The following is a 20,057-nucleotide window of genomic DNA, read 5'->3' on the forward strand; positions in this document are numbered from 1 at the left end:
TCCATTACAAATCCAAATGCAATCACGAACCGGTTAAGCTGGTCGCTGATTTCAGTTTGAGCAGGCTTATTGAGGATTATCTGGAGGAACTTTTCAACGAAAAGAATGTTTCTTTTGTAACCAGGCAGAAGCTTTGGAGTTTCTACAATGAGAAACTTTCGAAGGCTGTTGATGTCGGCTATAGTCCGGACTTAGATTTCTATGATGAAGATCTGGCGAAATCATTAAAAGACAACATTGCCGAGTTTTCCGCTTTTAAAGAGACATCTTTCAAAAAAGAGGTAGAAGCGCTTTTGACTGACGGGAAACATCTGCGCAGCAAATCCGACTTTAAGAAAGAAGCCCTGAAGGTTTCTGATGATTATAATTACCGTTGGTTGGAAACCGAACGACATCATACGATTGCGGTCGCCAATATGGCTTCAAAATTAAAAGATTTTGAGCAAAATGTGGAATTATATCCTAACCTGAAATTGGTGAGCGTAAATGATAGCAGGGTACGTCCTGAGCATAAAGTTCTCGACGGAACTGTCCGCCCTTTCAATGATCCGTTTTGGAAATCGCACACTCCGCCTTTGGATTGGGGATGCCGTTGTGACTTGGAGCAAACTGATGATGAAGTTACCGATGTTCCTGGTGGATTTCAAACCAAAATTGAGTTTGAAAATAATCCGATTGATAGCGGTAAGATATTTGGCGGTTCTGCTTATGAGGAAAATCTAACGAAAGATGAAAAAGAAGATGCCGGAAAGTTAATTGATTACAACCATCTGCATCACAATAAGGATTTTGAAAACACCTTTGAAAGAATAAGACCGGATCAAGAAAATGCATATCCGAATCTTGACAAAGAACAATCTGTAGCAGTTAATTTTTATAGTCGTGAATTTTACGATCCGATTAATAAATACAACCGAGGTCTTGAAACATTTATCAGCGAAAAAGGTGGCTATACAGATGATTTCTATAAAGGGATTACAAAGACGATCAATAAAGCTTTGGATGACATCCCTGATAAACACGTAGGAATGACTTACCGTGGAACATATCTGGATGATACTAATGTCTTGCAAGGGTATAAGAAAGCTTTTGAAAACGGTAAACCATATACAGAGAAAACATTTATGTCAACATCTACAGATCAGAGTGAAGCTTTTGAAGGAAATGTCACTTTTTCTGTAAAATCAAAGTCCGGGACAAAGATTTCGAAATTATCAGCCAGTCCGCACGAACAGGAAGTATTATTTAAAGCCGGTCAGAAATTTAAGGTAACAGGCTTCACAGACTATGGCGAAGCGATCCATATAGAAATGGAAGAGATTTAATTGATTGAGGAATCGACTTTTTTCTGCCAGTCATTTTGACGGGCGTTGACCGTTGCCAAATCCTCTTTTGATAATTGTTCTTTCAGTTTTTCAACTTCAACACGATACCAATTGCGCTCCTGAAGAAAATTAAGATTTTCAGGAGCTTTTAATTTGCTTTTTGCAGTATAAAATTCGTCTAGTGTCATTGTTATGCTGTTTGATAGATTCCACTTCCTTTCAAGATTGAACGAACTGTTCTTTCTGAAATAAAAAACTGATCTGCTGTTTTTTTCTCCAATGCTCCCATTCTCCATTCCGGATTCTTTTCTGCGAGCTTATCGAAGAAAATTCTAACTTGTTTATTTCGTTCTAAAAATCTATAGTTATCAGACATTAGCACAAAAATAATTAGTTAGTTTTATTCCTGCAAGTTGGCGCTACAGCTTATGAGTTGTGTAATAATTTTCACGGATAATTAAACCGTCTTTAATCAAACTTCTGAAGCTGTCCACCATTTCCGCCTTTGTATCATTATATTTTGCCGGAACCTTCGTTTTAAAACTTACACCAATACTGCCGCCATCCTTTAGGTAAACTACATAAGAGTCATTTAGTACCAGATTTTTCGTGATGAATGTATTATTGAAATAAGTTCTATTGTCCAAATCATCAAAACTTATGCTGCAAGAAATCTCATCATCCTTACATTTATTCACAACCAGCATCGCATCCTTTACCTGCTTGCTTGGCTCCGAAAGCTTGCTGTAATAGACGTACATATCAACCTTACCATTTGAAGCCTTAAAACCGTCGGCATTTTTCTCAAATTTAAAATCACCGGCATTGCCAAGATAGACTTTGTGAGTTCCCAGTTTAAAAATATTAGCTTTCGAGTTGGCAAGAATTGTATCACTTACCGAATTTTGACCTAAAGCTATCCCAGACAGCAAAAGAAAGAATAATAGTTTTTTCATAGCGTTATTTTGTTTTGGTTGCTTTTATTTCTACACCGGCAACTTTGGCAAGAGCCTCGAGCTTGTCCAACGTTGGTGAACTCTCACCAGCCAAAATCCGTCCGACGGTACTTCTGTTGATTCCAGCTTGTTTTCCCGCTTCATAGTCAGTCATCTTTTTTTCCTGTAATGCTACATTAATTAGTTTCACAATCGGATGTATTTTGGTTTCCATAATGCAAAGATACTAAAAATAAATAAAGCGTTGCAAATTTGCAACGCTTTATTTTATAACTCTTTGTAGATGTTTGTATTTTCAATTAGCAAATCAATTGTAGCATCAAATATTTTATGAATCTTTATTAGCGCTGTTGGGTGATAAATCTTAAAGGCAAATTTATTGTACGGGTCTTGTGATACTTGAGAGATTTTTAACATTCCTTTAGCCTCCAAGGCAATTTTCGGTATTTCTGATTTCGTCAATTCTTCCAAAATTGCTTCAAGATTTTGTTTTATAAAATGCAAATCCTCTCGCTTTTCCTCTAATTGCTTTAAAATATCAACGTAATTCATTTGTTTGTTCTTTTTGTGTTTAATAAAATTAACGTTTAAAAATTGATATTATTACAATATGTTTAATTAAAATTTGTAGACTTTACGAGAAATAAGGGTTTACAGAATCTATATTACTCAATAAACAATATACTTTCTAGTTAATGTGGAAAACTTTTGCGGATGATTGTCAGAAATATGGCGATAAATGAAATTTGACTCTTTTTTGAAACTCAATAGTTTACTATCTTTGAAAAAGTTCTCTCGGGAAAATAAAAGTTCCCGAATAATCGGGAACCTTTTTTAGTATTAACTTTTTAAATTCAATGTTATGAAAACAGAGAAATTTAAAAAAGTTGTAGAGATCATAAAAGGAATTCTAGAAATTGTTCATTTGGCGGTGAAGATTCTAGTCTCCATTTTTCTCTAACTTTTGCGCCTCACTTAGTGGGGCGTTTTAGTTTCTTTTTCTTATAGCTAAATAAGCATAAATTTTTGTATCAACCAAACAAAATGTATTAAAATTGTAATACAATTACAACAACATTTACGTAACCATTTGTACAAACGATTTGTACGACTTTTACAACTTTAAGAAATGGCGCCTTTTCCGTTGTTGCATAAACCAAATATGCAACAAAACAACAAAACAAAATCCCCAAAAACATACTCTGCATTAACAAATACAGGTTTTCGAAAAAAAAATGTAATACTTTTCTAATACTTTTTTGATACGATTTTGTTTGATATTGTATTTGCAAATCCTCCTTAATCCCTTGTATAAAATCCGAACCAAATCAGCACATCCAATTTGGGTGTATGTCCGGGTTTTAATGTAAAAATAATTGTATTGCCTTCGCGGCGATAAAACCAATCTCTTGCCATTGCAATTCCCATTGATCCGTTAAGAAGATGAGTCATAAAATCATCGATGATATCGCTTTGCTGAAATATTTTAAATTCTGTTGGAAAGTCCATTATGTAAATTTAATATTGATTAAGTTGTTTTTATTACGGTTATACGTATGTCTCCGACATTGATGTTGGAGACATAGATTAAAAGTCCTTTAATAAAGCTTTAATCTCGCTTTCAAATACTTTTAAGTATTGGTTATCTCGACTTTGCACTTCACTTTCTTTCGTCGCAGTGAAAGTGTGCCAGATAAATGCCGGCTCGCTTAATAAAAACTCTTCAACAGCTGGATTGATGATTGCAAAACCTTTGATTTCATAACCCTTTTTTTGGAGAAACTCAAAGATTTCAGTTTGTGGGATGTGCATTTTTATTTCCATCTTTACTAGATCTGGCGGTTTTTCTGTTAGATTTATCATTAAGTTCTTTTTGGGTTTTTCTAAGTTCTATCTCTGTATTAAGGATTTCCCAAACTTCGGGATGCGTTGATTGTGTTGTGTTTTCAAATGCTTTATGCAAAGCTTCGTCATACATCTTTCCAACAGTCTCACTCAAATTTTTGAGAAAAGCTTCATAACTGAAAAGGGCTTCCGATTTTTCTGTTTTTAAAACCTCTTGTTTTTCCTTTGGCTTTTCTAAGTCTCGGAGGGTTTTCTCAGTGGTCATCATATCTGATGCTTTTCTTGTGATAAGCCGGGATTTGCCTATTTTACTAAATTTCTCTTGTAACTCTTTCGGCAGTTCGTGAAAGCTTTTTCCTGTTATCACTTCCGGTTCTTGCTTTTTCTTCTTTTTCAAAATGAGCCGTTCCCTAGTTGCAGATTTGTAATCAAGATACTTGTTTGCCCAATCCATTATTTCAAAAGTATCGCACTTGTAAACCTTGCCAAATTCGCCCTGTCTTGCCATTTTGAACATAAGGACGACATCTTCCAAAGAATCGGTTTTAAATTTCTCATAGATATCGCCAGCAAGGACTTGGATTTGGTAGCCTTCCAGCTCTTTTCCGGTTATTTCCAAGAAGAATTCTATGATTCTGATAATCTGTGAAACAACGTTTATTTTCTTGCCCTGTGTAGCGATGAGCGGACTGTTGATGATGCTGTCAGCCACGCTCATATTTCGCTCCAATTTTACCAGCTCATTGAATACTTTTTTTTTGACTTGCTCTGGAGGCATTGGTTTTTCACCAACTTTAGTCTCCGTACATCTCTCTAAGATCGTCAGCGTTGTTTGCTGTAGTTCTTGTTTTGTTAAGCTTTGCGAAGTATTTTGCATATTGCTTCGGATTTTCTTTGATTGTCAAAATGTAGTTGAGATACTTTTCTGTATTGCTTGGTCTGAAAAGCGTAGTTGGACAAAGATGTTGGTTCATCACTTCATTGTTTTTCCAATCCAGCGTTTTAACCTGTACAATCTCTTTGAGTTCCTGGATTGTGTAACCATCTTTTAGCCTTGCCTTTATTGGAGCCAGATTGCTCTTTATAGGCTTGAATCTTTTACCTGCTAATTCATTGAGGTATTCTAAGATTTCTATTTCTGGGGGTGTGATGTTTTCATTCATCTTTTATATTCCAATTTTTAAAGTTTCCTTAGCAACTTGCGTGTGATACTGTCCACCTTCCACATTACCCAGAATAGCAGCTCGTTTGTTCAATGCTTCTATTTCTTTATTACTCATATCAGAATAACGCCTTTCGGTTACTTGGTCAGGATGATAGATTTTTGATGCGATGACATACTTTGTGAAAAAAGCATCTTGCAGTTCAGCTCTTTTAGCATTTTTGGTTTTGGTAGTTCTGCAACGTTTGATGTGTGGCAAACAAAAATCTGAAAATTGTTTCGCTGCGTGTCTGCGGAAATACTCATAGGCACTATCAAGAGTCACCCAATCCAAATATTCAAGCTCAATTCTTAATTCTTTTTTGGCTGCTGTGTATCTCACAACACGGAAGTTTTGTCCGGGAAAAAAGTAACTTAGAATCTGCTGGAAAAGCATCATATCAAGATTCGTTTTATACTTAAAAAAATAATGTTTCATCTTTATGTTTGCCAAATCTTCGTCTGACAGGTTATATTTTTTCATTAACCTGTTGAGTGCATTCTTGGCGGCATCTTTTTCTCCGTCAACACCTTGATTGACCAATTCTAAAACTTTGGAAATTTTATCTTTTATTTCGTTATTCATATCTATTAATTTTATATTACTGTCATCTAGCACCAGTATATATATTGGTGCTAGATGACCGTTGGTTGTTTAATACTTTATCTAATCTGGCGTAAGCCGTTTTCAGGCTGATTCTTTCGTATTTGAGAGCCTTGTAGATTCTCATTATCTCGAGCGCCTGCATCAGTTCCACGCTTTGTTATCTTCCGCCTTTTTCCACCAAGCCTTTGTCATTGTCTTGCTGGCGGATCGCTCGTTGTTTCTTTCCACGCCTCTCAACTGTTGATAAAGGGCTTTCAACTCTTCCAGACTGTGAGCGTTTAAATGCTTTTTAAAGACTGATGAAAGGAGCATCCAGTTATTGAACTCCGACCATTGTCCGAGCTTTTTAATCCCGGTTCGTTCTGCCAGTGCAATGATGTTGGAGCGCCATTGCTTCATAATGGCTTCATCTACCAGCGCATTGGCTTTCTCTTCAATGGTCTTTGGACGGAAGATTTGTAAAAGCGTTCCGATTTCTGAATTGGTAAGGTCTTCTACAGCGGTAGTTCTGTGATTGGTGATGCTATCGATTAGCACGGCCACAGTTTGTGGATTTTTGCGCACCAGATAGCTGTTGAGTTCTTGTGTTGGGGTCATATCTATTAATTTTGTTTGTTCCCATCGGAGGAATCGAACCTCCGAGAAACCGTTAGGGATTAATCTTTTAAAAATTCTGTAATTTCTCCTGTAGAAGTGATGCCTTCCAGTAATTGTGCATTGTTATTGGTGACAATTACTGTCGTGTGTGGATGATGGTTTTCAGCCAGATATTTAATCAATGGTTTTGCAGAATTGTCAAAATCATCTAAGCAAACCGTTTCTATTGGCTGGTAAGAATCTTCCATTTCAACTAAATGCGGTGCTGTATTTTCACAGTAAGAAACAACCAATGCTCCGAGACAGAAACCACCTGCAAGGCAAATCACTCCGATAGTTATAATTAGCGCATCCATAATCAATCAATTGAGAATTTGAAATTAACTCGCTTCATAATTCCGTCGCCAAAATCTACCATCTTGTAGCCTCGCACGTAACGTGATGTTCTGATATCAATCATCGCCTCATTGATGATGTCCATTGCAGAACTGAAAACCTCGCTGTTGGCTTCCGCTCTCAATTGGTCTAATGCTCTTACAGCTTTTGGGTTGTAATCGCCTTTGCTGTCAGTTTTCAAAGCGATGTTCAAAAACTTCATCAGCAATTTTTCGTTATCTGTGTTGCCTGCCAATCCTGCCATAAATTCTTTCAGTTGATTGATGCCGTGCGCTTCGGTGCCGTTGAATGTTGGCGAGACGTTCCAACCGATTTGCATATAAGCAGAACCGTCTTCTAATGTGTGGCTGTAGCTGTCTTGCTCTGCTTTTTTGTCTCCAAATATTTCTGCATCCAGTTTGATAATGCTTTGCAAGTCTTGAAACATCTTCACGATGCGTTCTTCTACGTCGTTTCTCTTATCGATGAAGAAATCTACATTAGCGAGAACAAAGTCGTTTTTGAGACCTTTGAGGATTTTCTTATCTTCGTGTAATTTTGCTTTTGCTTCCTTTTTTTTCGTCTCCAGTTGGGCTTGGATGTTTTCTAATTGCTCTGGTGTAAGCTGTGCAATGTCAATTGTTGTCATATCTTATTTTTTTAATTCATTTTTCAGATAATCACTCTTCAAACCTTTATTGGCTACTTTCACTACTTCTTTAATGATTGGCGTTTTGAAACCAGCCAGCGTAATAAGCGTTGCAATTTCTAAAGGGCTGCCTATTAAAACATTAGAAAAGTGAAATTCGTTTTTAACTAGGATAAGAGCTTTGATGTCTTTTGGTGCGTTTGCTACTAGGTTTTCTAGTTGTTCTTGAAATTCTTGATGTGTCATAGTGCGTTATTTGTATTTGTTAATTCTTGTAATTGTTTTTGTCTGAACATCAGTTCATCGTGTATTTTTATCCACTCTTCTTGGTAACTGTCATCTTCTAGTCGAGCTTTAAGGCCTGCGATGATGTCTTCCAGCTCTTTCTCTGTTGGTGGGAACATTTCGTTGTCCATTATTCAATTTTTGTTAAGTAATTTTCTGGAATGGTTTGACCTTCCGTTTTCAGAGGTTCTGGATTAACGATGTAAAAATCCCGGTCTTTATCTCTGAAGCTTTTTCGGACGATGTAGATTTCGTCACCTGGTTGCAGTCCTGTTATCTGGAGTAATAAAAGCTGTGACAATGTGCAGTTCACTTTTGCTTTTTCGCCGTTTTTAAATTGTTGCTTTGCCATAATCAGTTTTCTTTTTGTTGTTTTCTTACTTTCATTTCGTCATAAAATTTCGTCGCATCCTGATAGCCTTTATCATATTTCTTTTCCAGTTCGTGTAATATCAAGTTTTCGGATTCTTTTAGTGCCTGTTGTTGTAGTTTTAAAGTTTCGGAGTAGCTTCCATTTGCCGGAATACTTAAAACTCTTTTCATTATCTCGTCTATAATTTGTATCGCAGTCATTTCTATGTTGTTAATTTTTTATATTCTGCTATTAGAAGCCACTCGCCATTGTGTTTGAAGTATAAAAGCCTGTCATCCATATAGCGCATTTCCGGAGCATCCCAATCGTGATCCTCTATAAAACCATAAGCATCCAATATTTTTTCAGTCAGGGTTTTTGATTTTCCAATGATGTACTGGTGAATGAAGGCTCTTTCCGTCCAATCCAATAGACCAAAGATGCTGTCAAGCTGTAAAACTTTAAATAGTATTTCGTTTTTCATATATTTTGTTATTATTTACCCCAATAATTTACAGCGCCCTCATCCCAAATTGTATATCCATCTTGCCAAAACTTCCCGAAGTAGCGACCTTTGGAAAATGCTTTGAAACCTTCTACCCAAATTTTCAAATCAGCATCGAAATTCACCCTATCGGCAGTCTTTCCCATAATCTTGTTACCGTCCATCTGCATATTGAAAATCAAAAGCTTTTTATGATGCTTTTTTTTGAATGCTAGAAACTCTCTCCAGCTCAAATCTGTGTACTGAAAACTGTCAAAGAAAACCACATCTGCGCTTTGTCGTTTACTCAATCTCTCATCTACCTCTTCAATGCTCTCTTGTACTAGCTGTAATTTTCGACCGCAATCCGCCATACCGTGCAATTTCCAAGCATTTTGCATTGTTTTGGAATTACCCTCTTCCATAGAATCATATAGAACTTTTAAACCTGCTTTTGTCAATGCTTTTGCTAGTTGCAGGAGAAAAGCTGTTTTTCCGTTTCCAGATCTTCCACTCACTGACCAAACACCCCGAGTTTCAGGATTATCGAAGTTGTCAAACCATTCGCCATCCCAATTGATCTCATCGTATTTGGTCGCCAGCAGGTCTGTTGATGACCAAGCTTTCTTCATTATGCTGCATTCGGTCTGTTAAGGATTTTTCTTACCAGATTTTCGGTCAATGGCTCACCTAATCGCTGAGCTTCTCGCATTGCCGGAAGTAGAACATCTTTAAGCTCACCATAGTTCTGACATTCACTCTGTAGGAATCTCACTAGATTTTTGTCGGTGAGACTCGTAAGGAACTGCTCAAATCTGGTATCAATAGGACGTAGCTCACGGATGTTATATTTGATACGTCTGTAGAACTGTGGCATTCCGTCCTTATTTTTGTTTTTCAATCGCTCAATCTTGGAGATTAGCTGATTCGTCCCAATCATCACAAGTCCACATTTTCCGACTAGATGGTCATACATTTCCTTCATATTGCAAAGCGTTGGTTGCTTCATATATTCAGACTCATCAAAGATCAGAGTCGGTGTTCTACCGTCCAGTTTCATCTTCAAAAGTTCTTTGGTAATAGCATTGAGCTTTTTGGACTTTGAACCGGTCAAAGGGATTCTCAAAGCTGCACCAAGTTTATCAAGCAGATCTCCGATGGTGTCCATAGAACCAACCGTTACTTTGAAAAGATCTTTCGGATTGGACTTAACGAAAATATCGGAACTGAAGGTTTTGCCGCTTCCGGTTTCGCCAATGATAATTGTCGTATATCCAAAAGTTCTCGCATCTTCCAGATAAGAAATCATCTGCATAAATTGAGGTGTCTGTCTTGCTTCCCAAATGATTCTGTTATCGAAGTTAAATCCGATAACTTCAGCTACCATTCTGAAATATTTGTCATCAATTATGGTTTCTTTATCTCCAACCGGTAGAGAGTAAAGGTTACGTCTCATATAAGAGAGATAATTTGAAGGAACGCCAGATTTAACAGAGAATTCATTGGCGGAAAATTCGTTTTCCTTCATCCAAGCTTCAAGCGCTTCAATAATGCTGTCTTTGGTATTCTTATTCATCTTGTTTTAGGTATTTTGTGAAGTCAATTTTATTAGTTAAGTATTCTGTTTGTTCTGCGTTCCAGCTTTGATCCTGCTGTTTTTGTTCCTGTTTTTCCTGCTTTTTGAGTAACTTCTGAGCCGGTTGCAGACGTTTGGCATTTCGTTGGTCTTTGTGCTGTCCTTTGCTGTCAACCAGAAGCATTTTTGCGAGCGTGTCGTTCAGTTCAGGATTCTGAATAAACATCTGATTTACCGTGGCAGAATCTTCAACAACTGAATCGATAATCAATTCCTTAGTAGCTTTGTTGAACTGTCCTACTTTTGCCAACTCTTCCGAATCGCCTTCCTTTCTATCATAGAGCGCCATCGGCTGAACAAACTTCTGAGATAGCATAAAAGAGATATTTTTCTCTTCGTTGTAGGCAAGAACCTCATTCAGATTATTTGAATCAAATTTGATAGTCCAATCGAGGTGTGCGTGCATTCTGAAATTAACATCGAAGCTGTCAAACTCCAATTTCTTTCCATTGATCGCAACGTGTAACCCATTGTGAGAAACTCTGTTTGTGAAACCTGTTGTTTCTCCGAAATGTTGCAGGTATTCCTGTTGAGTGATTGCTTTTTTAGCATCAGAAGGCATTTCTTCGTAAGCCTGAATGTATTGATCTCGCAATCTTTCACGCTCCATTTCCATCATTCTAATCAGTTGCATTGTGCAGCCTTCCTGATCTGGAAAAGAATGTCTGATTTTGTTCAGATACTCGTCATTCGGCTGTAATTTCGATTTTACGCCTTGACCGCTCCAGTTTGGTGCGAGTTGGCAATATGTTTTGTTGAAGTATTTGAACCACGGCTCAATGACTTTAGATTTTGCATTTCCAACCTTTGCAGGCGTGAATTTGTCAGATAGAATCTCGTAAAAAGAAGTCATTTCCTTCTTAGCGTAGTTATCCGCTTGGATCTGTAACACTTTATGCTTTTTCCCGAACAACTCTTCCGTGTGCTGAACTGCATTTCTAAGCGCTGACTTGATTAATGCCGCGTTTTCCTGCGTTCCGATGGCATAACCGACCGGATATTTTACGGAAGGATCTAGTACAACCACCATAGTCAATCTGTTGTGATAGGTTGTAACTGACTGACCTTTTAAACCTGTTCCCGTTTTCTGATACAACAATTCTGCATCCCAGCCGTCTACCGTCCAGAAAAGCAACGGTGAAGATGGCGCAACTCTTTTAACGTGCATTGCAACATTGTTGTCAAATGCTTTTACGCCTTTGGTTCCGGCGATTGTTAGTAGATTCCATTTTGTTCTATAGTTTCCAACTGTTGAAGCCGATAGTTCTGACCATTGTTGGATTTTCGCTACTGTATTATAAATGTTACAGATTTGCTCATTGTCCAAATTCCTGTGATCTCTCAACAATTGGCGAAGTGTTGCCTCCTGCTGGCTGTCTTTTACTTTGACAGCTTTCTTATTTCCGAAGTTCTCAGAGATCAATGCCGAATAACCTTCTTTCTTGAACTCTTCCAATTTCTCTTTCAACCTTCTCACTGATTTTGGAAGCGAGTGACCGATTTGTTCTTTCACATCTTCGGATGAAAGAGCTGCATCTTCCCAAATTTTTGTAAGTGCAGCTTTTCCACCTCGGGACTTGCGGAAAGTCACCATATTTTTGATATAATCGTCCAGAGCCGTAAGCATCTGTGCGTTTATCGTGTATTCTTTTTGAGTATCTCCGGGAAGTGTTCGGTAATCATCCAGAAGATAATTAGCATAGAAATCCTGAGCCTCATAATCATCTTTGTAATAGTTCAGGATAAGATTCTGAGTATTTTTCTTTGGTGGATATCCAAGCTTTTTAACGATCTGAACCTTGAACCTTTCCGGGATGCTGTCAAATTCTATCAAAGCAGTATTATCCAAACCGCCACCGGTTCTGACTCTGTTGATTTTACCAATCCGGCACTGCTTATCGTAGTTGGACTTAGACATTACGTCCAAATCGTCATACAAAGCCTTTGCAGGGATCGTTAAAGTGTTTTGAAAGAATTTATACATATTTAAAATACTTTTAAAAATGCTGGTCTTTCCCAGCGGTCAACTGTCTTTCCAATTGTCAGAATGCTTTTGCCGTTTAGTGAACTAATACCTGTCTGTCTTGTCATATCACTATTCTTTCCAAGATGTCTCCGGTTGCTTCACGATTCCGGTTCGTTTCACATAAGCTACTTACATTCGTCTCTCTCTGGATTACTAATAATCACGCATCTAATAGGTTGTGGAGAAGAACGGACTCGAACCGCTGACCAGTCGCTGTAACGCAACGCTCTACCAACTGAGCTACTTCCCCAACGCCGTCTTTCCGAGCTGCCAACCATAGTCTTTTTTAGTGTGCTATCTCCGGTGTTCCTGCACTTTTGTATTTGACGTCTATTGAGGCTCCGAAAAGCATTAAGTAAGTCGCTTTTTCTTTTTTCCCTGTTGTAGCATCTACCACGTCAATTGTTTTGTGGGAGAATACTGTTTGAAATAGTTTTTTCATATCTAAGTAGTTTGAGGTTGATATTTTTTGATAAATTCTTCTCTGTTTTCTTGGATGGCTTGCATTGCATTGATGGCATCTGCATCACCTCTAAGAAATTTCATTCTTGCTGCTGCGACTGTTGGAGAGTTCAGAATTTTCTGAAGTAGATTGTAATCTCCATACTCGATTTTCTCTTTTATTTGTTCAAATGTCATAACATTACAATATTTTACTACCTTTGTTTAATTGTTATCACAAATATATACAGAATATTCTGAATCATACAAGAAAAAATGAAAAATAATACAAATATTTCTGAAAGAATTTCGCAAATGATTGAAAGTGTTGATGTTACGCCAAACGAATTCGCTAAGAAATTAGGGTATAACCGTTCTCAAGTTATCTACGACATTATAAATGGTAAGTCAAAACCAAGTTTTGACTTCTTTGAAAAGCTTGAGAATTCAGAATATTCTGAACGTTTTAATTTGAATTGGCTAATCTCTGGCGGTGGATCAATGAAAAAAATAACGAAGATTGACTCAACTAGTGACGTTGATTTTGTTTTTGAAACTAAAAGTGATTACAATAAAGTCCCACAAATTGTTACTGTAGATTCTAATGATAAAGACAATATTGTACTAGTACCACAAGCTCTTAAAGCTGGTTATCTGGAAGGCTTCGATAACAAGAAATTTATTTCAAAATTACCGACATACAGAATGCCTGGTCTTAATAATGGTGTTTTTAGAATGTTTCCGGTAGAGGGTAATTCGATGTTCCCAACATTAACAAATAATTCCTACGTCGTTGGGCAATTTGTCGACAATTGGATCACCGGGATAAAAGACAACCGTCTTTATATTATCATTTCAAATCAATTGGAAGATGGTTTGGTAAAAAGATGTATCAACAGAATCGAGAAGTACAATAATTTGATCTGTAAGTCAGACAACCGTAGAAACTATCCAAATCAAAACATCGATCCATCTACAATCAAAGAAGTTTGGGAAGTAAAACTCCACTTAAACTTTGATCTTCCTGATCCAGGTGATCTTTATGACAGAATGAACGATCTGGAAGCAGAAATGCAGGAAATGAAACGCAAGCTCATCAATTAACTCCCATTTTATTGCTGAAACTTTCAAAAACCGCCTATTGATGGTAGTTTTTTACTTTTTTATCTTGCAAAATAGGGTGTTGAGTTTGTGAAAAACTTACATATTTTATCTTTTTTCGACTAAAATACGTAATCCAGTCAATCTATTTTCACTTAGATAAGGTATGTCCAAAGGTATGTCCAAAGGTATGTCCACCGACATTTTGTAAGATTTTGACACTGTCAAAGCAAAACTATATTGCACCATATATTTAATGCTTTTTTTCGCTCTTTTCACAAGTGTTTTTCCTTCTATTAACAAGCTTCCGGTAGCTATCAACAGTAAAAAAGGAAAAACACCCCTTTTGAGGATGTTCGCTAGTATTTAAAGAAGGTTTAAACGGTAATTAAAATGTATTTAATGACAATTAGTTTGCACTTTTCATTTCAGGTCTTATTTGGCTGATTTCCTTTATTTATGGGCTTTTTGTGGCTTTTCCGCCTTTTTTTTTTTGGTCGTTTTGTTTTAGTGGGCATACTTCGTTATCCGTAAATTCGGAAAGGAATTTTTAAGGTTTTTGTTTCAAATCATATTTCATTTTAAAAAACTTTTGTGTCTTTTGTGGTTTTAATATTAAATCAAAACCGCATTTGGATTTTCAAATTTTTCATTCTTTTCGAAATGAGAAAGGCTTGTTAAGGTAGAATCAGCAATCTGTTCAAGTGCTTCCTGCGTGAAAAAAGCCTGATGTGCCGTAACCAAAACATTCGGGAAACTCATCAGTCTTTGGATTGTATCATCTTCGATAATTGTATGAGAAAGATCCCGGAAAAATAATTTTTCTTCCTGCTCATAAACATCAATCCCAAGATAGCCAATGTGCTTAGACTTCAAACCACCGATCACAGCTTTGGTATCAATCAATCCGCCACGACTGGTATTGATAATCATTACATTGTGTTTCATTTTTTGGATCGTAGTTTCATTGATCAAATGAAGCGTAGAATCCATCAAAGGACAGTGAAGCGACACAATATCAGATTCAGAAAGTAATTGTTCCTGAGAAACATATTCGATTCCTAAGTCTTTCAGTTTTTGATTTTCCGTAATGTCATAAGCCAAAACTCTTGCTCCAAATCCTTTTGCAATTTTAGCAAACGCAGCACCAATGTTTCCGGTTCCTATAACGCCAATTGTTTTTTGATAAAGATTGAAACCCATTAATCCATTCAATGCAAAATTTTGTTTACGAACTCTGTTATAAGCTTTGTGAGTTTTTCTGTTAAGTGTCAGAATCATTGCCATTGCATGTTCCGCAACAGCTTCGGGAGAATAAGCCGGAACTCTGGAAACTCTTAGTCCAAGACGTTTTGCAGCTTCCAAATCCACATTGTTGAAACCGGCACAACGCAGAGCGATATATTTCACACCTTTTTTTGCCAGAGATTCTAAAACTTCCGCGTTCAGCTTGTCATTGACGAAAGCACAAACAACATCGGTGTTTTCGATAAGATTAAGAACGTGCGGACCAAGATGGGTCTCAAAATAGTCCAATTCAAAGTTGAATTGTTGATTCGCTCTGTCAAAAAATTCTTTGTCGTAAGGCTTGGAAGAGAAGAATGTAATTTTCATATTTAACGTTATTAAATTTTTTTTAACCACAAAAGTCACATAATATTATCATCTTTCTGCTTATGAAAATGTGCAAATTAGTTTTATTAGAGATTTCCTTTTTGCTCTCTATATCAATGTGAGTTTAAATTTAAATCATTCCTTTTGTGATTTTTGTGGAATGAATTTTAATTTTAAAAAGGATAATTTCTAGTTGCTATTCGTCACTCAACCGATTTTTTCGGGCTAATTTTTTATCAACCCAAATCGTCGCAAAAGGGAAGAAAGCACCCATCAATGCAAAGATAAAATCCTCATCATCCCAATGGTATATTTTTCTAATCGCGGGAAGAAAGATAAGATAAAGCGTGAAAAAAAGTCCGTGGATACTCCCGATAGTACTGATGTAAATAATAACAAAAATATTTTCCGGCTCAACCCGAATCCAAATCATCGCTGAGAATAATAAAAGCCAGGAAACAGCTTCTGCAAAACAAATCTGCTTAAACCATTTGATAAGTTTGTCTTCCGGATATTTTGCGTAGTATTTTTCTATAAAGTTCATCTTTTTTCTTTTTCGGATTTAAGGATTTTTGCCAGCGTCAATTCGTAATTTTTATCATATTCCTAATCTTTACCGTTCTCATCTTCGCCGTCTTCTACAATATAGCCAAAATCTTTGATTTTATTGTCTTCGATTTTATAAAAGCTTGTCCAGTTTCTCCCAGATATCACAAGAGAATCTATGAGGTCATATTTTTCCAGATAATTTGGATTTTTGATTTCTTTGAAGCCATCTATTTTCCTTAGTTTCTGATTCTTGAAATCGACAATAAAAAGATGGTAAGTCTCATTACTCCTTACATCTGCAGTATTTTCAATTAGGATATCTCTGATTCCATCCCCATTGAAATCTGTAAACTCAACATTTTGGAATTGGCTGTACAACTTTTCCTGATAAATAATTTTATCCTTTCCGTTGATTTTTTTTGAAAAAGTGAATAGTACATTGAATTGACTTTCATCCTTCGGATCAAATTCCAAAGAAACTAAATAACCTTTTTTACTGAAAATTGAATCACAGTTTATTTTAATAAGCTCTTTGTTTTGAGCAAAAAGTAACGTTTGAAATATTGAAAAAACCGAGAGAAGAAGAATTCTTTTCATTCCAAATTTATTTATAAAATGAAGAACCGTCAAGATATTCAAAAACCTCAGGAGGAAGCATTGGACGCACATTTTTGCCTTCCTTAATCATATTCCGGATTTCCGTGGCAGACAATTCTATAATGGGTGCTTTGATGAGCGAAATATTCTCGTGCTGCAAATAGTTCTCGTTTTTTTCTTCTCCGAAAATTCTAGGATAAACAATGATCTGGTGATTTTTTAAGAGCAATTCATAGTTTTTCCATTTGTGAAGACCTCCCAGATTGTCTTCTCCCATTATCAAAGAGAAAGAATAATCCGGATATTTTTCATTCAGATAAGTTAACGTATCAATCGTGTAACTTGGTGTTGGCAAAGAAAACTCTACATTGGAAGCACGCATTTTCGGATAATTTTTGATGGCCAGTTGAACCATATCCAATCGATTATGATCTTTCAGTAATGATTTTTTATCCTTGAATGGATTTTGCGGACTCACCACAAACCACAATTCTTCCATATCAGAATTCTCCAAAATATAATTCCCGAGAATCAGATGTCCAATATGAATCGGGTTGAATGAGCCAAAAAATAGTCCGATTTTTTTACGTTTTTCCAAGATAGAATGGTCTTTTACTTTTCAAATTTAGAAAATAATAATTGAAATCGAATTCTAAGTCAAATCATTAATTTTCTCATTGGTCATTTAATAGTCAATAATTTATGATTATTTTTGCAACAAACATAATTGATGAGAAAAATTCTACTTTTTCTGATGCTTATTCCTGCCATCTGGATTTCTGCGCAATCTGCGGTAGATTCTCTGTTGACGGTTCTTAAAAAAGAAAAAAATCCAAACCAAATTACGGCTTTACAAAATCAGATTTCGGATGCTTATAAACATTCGGATCCTGAACAGATGCAGAAATTTGCATTGTTGGCGCTTACAAACTCCAGAAAAAATAAGAATGTTTATCAGGAATCGGTTGCTTATCAGAATATTGGTGTTTCATTTTTTATTCATGGCGATTACGAAAAAGCACTACAAAATTTGGATTCATCAGAAAAGATTCTTTTAAAAATCAATTCTGAGAAAAAAGAAATCAGAGAAACATTAGCCAAAACTCTGGGAAGCAAAGGCGTTGTTTATTCTCAACAGAACAATTATGCTGCGGCTTTGGAAAATGATTTCCGGGCTTTGAAAATCTATGAAGAAACCAAAAATAATCTCCAGGCTTCAAAGCTTTATAACAATATTGGAGTGATTTATAAATCCATTGATGATCAAGAAAAAGCACTAGAATATTTTCTGAAAGCCAACCAGACTTCGAAGAAAATTAACCCAGAAACTTTTGCTGCAAGTGCATCTAATATTGGATTGATTTATTTGTTTCAGAATAAGCTGGATCAGGCGAAAAAATATTTTGATGAGAGTCTAAAATCTTACCAGGAAAATGAAAATCCACGAGGTTTAGGAGAACTTTATAACAGCTATTCTCAATATTATATTCGTAAAAATCAGAAACAAGCAGCCAAAAATAGTCTTCAAAAAGCGGAAGAAGTATTTTTATCGATTGACGATAAGTTTGGTTTATCTGATACTTATATGTTTTTGGCTAGGATTTATTTGGGTGAAAATGATCTTGAAAAATCCCTTCAGTTTTCCAACAAAAGCCTTGAACTTGCTAAAGAACTGGACTTGACAGAAGCCCGAATGAACGCCGAAAAATTACTTTCTCAAATCTATGATCAAAAAGAAGATCAGAAGTTGGCTCTGTATCATCTTAAGAATTATGATATCGAAAAGGAAAAATTTGACGCTGTTAAAAATGAGCAACAACGCCTGAATACGGAACTCAATTTTCAATATGAAAAACAGCAGTTGGAAAAAAGAGAAAATGCAAGCAGGGAAAGACTGAAATGGATTTTTACCGTTTTAATAATCGGATTACTTTTACTCGGATTGTTTCTTTTTTACAGAAATAAGGAAAAGCAAAAAACCTTGCTTCTACAAAAACAACTGACAGAGTTTGAACATAAAGCGCTGCATCTGCAGATGAATCCTCATTTTGTTTTTAATTGTCTGGCGGCGATTTCTGCATTCGTAGTCCAAAACGGAAAAGATGAGGCGATCCGTTATCTGGCGAAGTTTTCCAAATTGATGAGACTGACGTTGGAATTTTCAAAAGAATCTAGTATTACCTTAGATAAAGAAATCGAAGCACTTCAAAATTATCTTGAACTGGAGCAATTGCGGTTTAATAATAAATTCGATTTTAATATTTCCAAAGAATCCAATATTGAAGATGATACAGCGATTCCTTCTTTGCTTCTACAGCCTTATGTAGAAAATGCAATTATCCACGGTGTGGTTCCTTTAGAAGATAAAGGCTTTATCAATATTATTTTTCGTCAAATTGAGGATCAGCTGATTTGTATCATCACAGATAATGGTGTTGGAATAGAACAATCGAAAAAAAAGAAAGAAACATTTGTCAACGCTCATAAGTCTATGGCAATGGAAATTTCTAAAAAACGATTGGAAACTCTGGAACAACTGGAAAATAAAAAAATAGAACTGAGTATCACAGAACTTAGAGATAACGAGAAGATTTTGGGAACTCAGGTTTTGATAAAATTACCATTAGAATTTATAGAAAAATGATAACAGCTGTTTTAATAGACGATGATCATAACCTCCGCAATGGGATGAGAGCAATGCTGGCGCTGTATGCTCCTGAAATCAATATTTTAGGCGAAGCAGACAGCGTAAAAACAGGAATAAAATTGATCGAGGAACATAATCCGAAAATTGTTTTTCTGGATATTATGATGAATGATGGTTCAGGCTTTGATATTCTGGAACGGCTTAATAAAAAGTATGGAAAAATCTCTTCTCATATTGTTTTTGTAACAGCGCACGAGAAGTTTGCTATAAAAGCATTTCGGTTCAGTGCTTTAGATTTTCTTCTGAAACCGATTGATCCGGAAGAATTACAAGGTGTCATCCGGAAAATTAAAAATATTACAGATAACAGTTCGGAAAATAAAACAATAGAACTTCTGTTGGAAAATATCTCGAAGAAGGCAGATAGTTTCAAAAAAATTGCCCTGTCAACGTCGGATGGAATTCATCTGTTTGAGATTAAGGATATTATCCGCTGTGAGTCTGTTGATAATTATACCAAATTTCATTTTAAAAATCACAAGACAGTTCTGATCTCCAAAACATTGAAAGAATATGAGGAATTGTTATCTGATCAAGGTTTTGAAAGAATACATCAATCCCATCTCATTAATCTGAATGAGCTGAAATCTTATATCAAAAAAGATGGCGGATTCGTCATCATGTCAGATAATGTACAGGTGCCTGTTTCTCAAAGAAAAAAAGAAAGATTACAGGAAGTGATTGGAAGATTATAAATTCTAACTCAAACC

At 36.0% G+C, this 20,057-nt stretch carries 31 protein-coding genes and 1 tRNA gene; 4 read left to right on the plus strand and 28 right to left on the minus strand.

All coding sequences use genetic code 11. The features are described 5' to 3' along the window. The first annotated feature begins 56 nt into the window (after positions 1–56). Positions 57–1,325, plus strand: coding sequence for a phage minor head protein (locus tag BXY58_RS02940; RefSeq protein ID WP_120212301.1), 1,269 nt, complete (start codon positions 57–59; stop codon positions 1,323–1,325). Here BXY58_RS02940 and BXY58_RS02945 read toward each other — a convergent pair. The 24 genes from BXY58_RS02945 to BXY58_RS03050 all read right to left on the minus strand — a co-directional run bounded on the left by BXY58_RS02945 (position 1,322) and on the right by BXY58_RS03050 (position 12,977). Continuing rightward, positions 1,322–1,513 carry a hypothetical protein gene (locus BXY58_RS02945; protein ID WP_120212302.1) on the minus strand — a complete coding sequence of 64 codons (192 nt, stop codon included), beginning with the start codon at positions 1,511–1,513 and terminating at the stop codon, positions 1,322–1,324. The two genes, BXY58_RS02940 and BXY58_RS02945, sit on opposite strands and share 4 nt — an antisense overlap. A 2-nt stretch (positions 1,514–1,515) precedes the next feature. Next, positions 1,516–1,701, minus strand: a complete 186-nt coding sequence (locus BXY58_RS02950) for a hypothetical protein (RefSeq protein WP_120212303.1) — start codon at positions 1,699–1,701, stop codon at positions 1,516–1,518. 43 nt (positions 1,702–1,744) lie between these two features. Further along, entirely contained in the window at positions 1,745–2,281 is a 537-nt protein-coding gene (locus tag BXY58_RS02955; RefSeq protein WP_147366790.1) for a hypothetical protein, read from the minus strand. 4 nt (positions 2,282–2,285) lie between these two features. Next, positions 2,286–2,495: a helix-turn-helix domain-containing protein gene (locus BXY58_RS02960; RefSeq protein ID WP_120212305.1), complete on the minus strand. Its 210-nt coding sequence runs from the start codon at positions 2,493–2,495 to the stop codon at positions 2,286–2,288. 53 nt (positions 2,496–2,548) lie between these two features. Continuing rightward, on the minus strand, positions 2,549–2,833 hold the full coding sequence (locus BXY58_RS02965) for a hypothetical protein (protein ID WP_120212306.1): 285 nt from the start codon (positions 2,831–2,833) through the stop codon (positions 2,549–2,551). Between the two features lie 747 nt (positions 2,834–3,580). Then, on the minus strand, positions 3,581–3,790 hold the full coding sequence (locus BXY58_RS02970; protein ID WP_120212307.1) for a hypothetical protein: 210 nt from the start codon (positions 3,788–3,790) through the stop codon (positions 3,581–3,583). 78 nt (positions 3,791–3,868) lie between these two features. Continuing rightward, positions 3,869–4,093, minus strand: a complete 225-nt coding sequence (locus BXY58_RS02975; RefSeq protein ID WP_229728378.1) for a hypothetical protein — start codon at positions 4,091–4,093, stop codon at positions 3,869–3,871. After that, on the minus strand, positions 4,074–5,003 hold the full coding sequence (locus BXY58_RS02980) for a hypothetical protein (protein ID WP_170144181.1): 930 nt from the start codon (positions 5,001–5,003) through the stop codon (positions 4,074–4,076). Before BXY58_RS02980 ends, BXY58_RS02975 begins: the two co-directional genes overlap by 20 nt. Next, a complete protein-coding gene (locus tag BXY58_RS02985; RefSeq protein ID WP_120212310.1) occupies positions 4,921–5,289 on the minus strand; it encodes a conserved phage C-terminal domain-containing protein in 369 nt (122 codons plus the stop codon). Before BXY58_RS02985 ends, BXY58_RS02980 begins: the two co-directional genes overlap by 83 nt. Positions 5,290–5,292: 3 nt before the next feature. Then, positions 5,293–5,913, minus strand: coding sequence for a DUF2786 domain-containing protein (locus BXY58_RS02990; RefSeq protein WP_120212311.1), 621 nt, complete (start codon positions 5,911–5,913; stop codon positions 5,293–5,295). Between the two features lie 162 nt (positions 5,914–6,075). Beyond that, the gene (locus tag BXY58_RS02995; protein ID WP_120212312.1) at positions 6,076–6,531 is read right to left on the minus strand and encodes a hypothetical protein; all 456 of its coding nucleotides are present in this window, start codon (positions 6,529–6,531) and stop codon (positions 6,076–6,078) included. 59 nt (positions 6,532–6,590) lie between these two features. Then, on the minus strand, positions 6,591–6,887 hold the full coding sequence (locus tag BXY58_RS17040) for a hypothetical protein (protein WP_221408284.1): 297 nt from the start codon (positions 6,885–6,887) through the stop codon (positions 6,591–6,593). 2 nt (positions 6,888–6,889) lie between these two features. Next, complete coding sequence (locus BXY58_RS03005; RefSeq protein ID WP_120212313.1) at positions 6,890–7,555, minus strand: DUF3164 family protein; 666 nt, start codon at positions 7,553–7,555, stop codon at positions 6,890–6,892. A 3-nt stretch (positions 7,556–7,558) separates the two neighbouring features. Next, entirely contained in the window at positions 7,559–7,801 is a 243-nt protein-coding gene (locus tag BXY58_RS03010; protein ID WP_120212314.1) for a hypothetical protein, read from the minus strand. Continuing rightward, positions 7,798–7,971, minus strand: a complete 174-nt coding sequence (locus BXY58_RS16885; RefSeq protein WP_170144182.1) for a hypothetical protein — start codon at positions 7,969–7,971, stop codon at positions 7,798–7,800. The genes BXY58_RS03010 and BXY58_RS16885 overlap by 4 nt, the downstream gene beginning before the upstream one ends. Further along, on the minus strand, positions 7,971–8,192 hold the full coding sequence (locus BXY58_RS03015; RefSeq protein ID WP_120212315.1) for a hypothetical protein: 222 nt from the start codon (positions 8,190–8,192) through the stop codon (positions 7,971–7,973). Before BXY58_RS03015 ends, BXY58_RS16885 begins: the two co-directional genes overlap by 1 nt. A 2-nt stretch (positions 8,193–8,194) precedes the next feature. Continuing rightward, positions 8,195–8,383: a hypothetical protein gene (locus BXY58_RS03020; protein WP_147366791.1), complete on the minus strand. Its 189-nt coding sequence runs from the start codon at positions 8,381–8,383 to the stop codon at positions 8,195–8,197. Positions 8,384–8,415: 32 nt separating this feature from the next. Then, on the minus strand, positions 8,416–8,676 hold the full coding sequence (locus BXY58_RS03025) for a hypothetical protein (RefSeq protein WP_120212317.1): 261 nt from the start codon (positions 8,674–8,676) through the stop codon (positions 8,416–8,418). Positions 8,677–8,687: 11 nt separating this feature from the next. Then, a complete protein-coding gene (locus BXY58_RS03030; protein ID WP_120212318.1) occupies positions 8,688–9,308 on the minus strand; it encodes an ATP-binding protein in 621 nt (206 codons plus the stop codon). Further along, complete coding sequence (locus BXY58_RS03035) at positions 9,308–10,252, minus strand: AAA family ATPase (protein ID WP_120212319.1); 945 nt, start codon at positions 10,250–10,252, stop codon at positions 9,308–9,310. Before BXY58_RS03035 ends, BXY58_RS03030 begins: the two co-directional genes overlap by 1 nt. Then, entirely contained in the window at positions 10,245–12,296 is a 2,052-nt protein-coding gene (locus BXY58_RS03040) for a hypothetical protein (RefSeq protein WP_120212320.1), read from the minus strand. Before BXY58_RS03040 ends, BXY58_RS03035 begins: the two co-directional genes overlap by 8 nt. Positions 12,297–12,517: 221 nt before the next feature. Then, positions 12,518–12,588, minus strand: a tRNA-OTHER gene (locus tag BXY58_RS03045). A 36-nt stretch (positions 12,589–12,624) separates the two neighbouring features. Next, on the minus strand, positions 12,625–12,780 hold the full coding sequence (locus BXY58_RS16890) for a hypothetical protein (RefSeq protein ID WP_170144183.1): 156 nt from the start codon (positions 12,778–12,780) through the stop codon (positions 12,625–12,627). Positions 12,781–12,782: 2 nt separating this feature from the next. After that, on the minus strand, positions 12,783–12,977 hold the full coding sequence (locus BXY58_RS03050) for a hypothetical protein (RefSeq protein ID WP_120212321.1): 195 nt from the start codon (positions 12,975–12,977) through the stop codon (positions 12,783–12,785). A gap of 78 nt (positions 12,978–13,055) precedes the next feature. On the opposite strand from BXY58_RS03050, the gene BXY58_RS03055 reads away from it, so the two are divergent. Next, positions 13,056–13,883, plus strand: a complete 828-nt coding sequence (locus BXY58_RS03055) for a LexA family transcriptional regulator (RefSeq protein WP_120212322.1) — start codon at positions 13,056–13,058, stop codon at positions 13,881–13,883. A 612-nt stretch (positions 13,884–14,495) separates the two neighbouring features. Here BXY58_RS03055 and BXY58_RS03060 read toward each other — a convergent pair. The 4 genes from BXY58_RS03060 to nadD form a co-directional block, all read right to left on the minus strand. Next, entirely contained in the window at positions 14,496–15,494 is a 999-nt protein-coding gene (locus tag BXY58_RS03060) for a 2-hydroxyacid dehydrogenase (RefSeq protein ID WP_120212323.1), read from the minus strand. Positions 15,495–15,690: 196 nt separating this feature from the next. After that, on the minus strand, positions 15,691–16,038 hold the full coding sequence (locus tag BXY58_RS03065) for a DUF3817 domain-containing protein (protein ID WP_120212324.1): 348 nt from the start codon (positions 16,036–16,038) through the stop codon (positions 15,691–15,693). Between the two features lie 62 nt (positions 16,039–16,100). Then, entirely contained in the window at positions 16,101–16,640 is a 540-nt protein-coding gene (locus BXY58_RS03070; RefSeq protein WP_147366792.1) for an XAC2610-related protein, read from the minus strand. A gap of 7 nt (positions 16,641–16,647) precedes the next feature. Further along, positions 16,648–17,238, minus strand: coding sequence for a nicotinate (nicotinamide) nucleotide adenylyltransferase (nadD, locus tag BXY58_RS03075; RefSeq protein ID WP_120212326.1), 591 nt, complete (start codon positions 17,236–17,238; stop codon positions 16,648–16,650). A 132-nt stretch (positions 17,239–17,370) separates the two neighbouring features. Here nadD and BXY58_RS03080 point away from each other — a divergent pair, with 132 nt between their 5' ends. Both BXY58_RS03080 and BXY58_RS03085 read left to right on the plus strand, forming a co-directional pair. Continuing rightward, on the plus strand, positions 17,371–19,284 hold the full coding sequence (locus BXY58_RS03080; protein WP_120212327.1) for a tetratricopeptide repeat-containing sensor histidine kinase: 1,914 nt from the start codon (positions 17,371–17,373) through the stop codon (positions 19,282–19,284). Next, a complete protein-coding gene (locus tag BXY58_RS03085; RefSeq protein WP_120212328.1) occupies positions 19,281–20,042 on the plus strand; it encodes a LytR/AlgR family response regulator transcription factor in 762 nt (253 codons plus the stop codon). Before BXY58_RS03080 ends, BXY58_RS03085 begins: the two co-directional genes overlap by 4 nt. The last annotated feature ends 15 nt before the right edge of the window (positions 20,043–20,057 follow it).

This window comes from Epilithonimonas arachidiradicis, assembly GCF_003610695.1.
Classification (GTDB): Bacteria; Bacteroidota; Bacteroidia; order Flavobacteriales; family Weeksellaceae; genus Epilithonimonas; species Epilithonimonas arachidiradicis.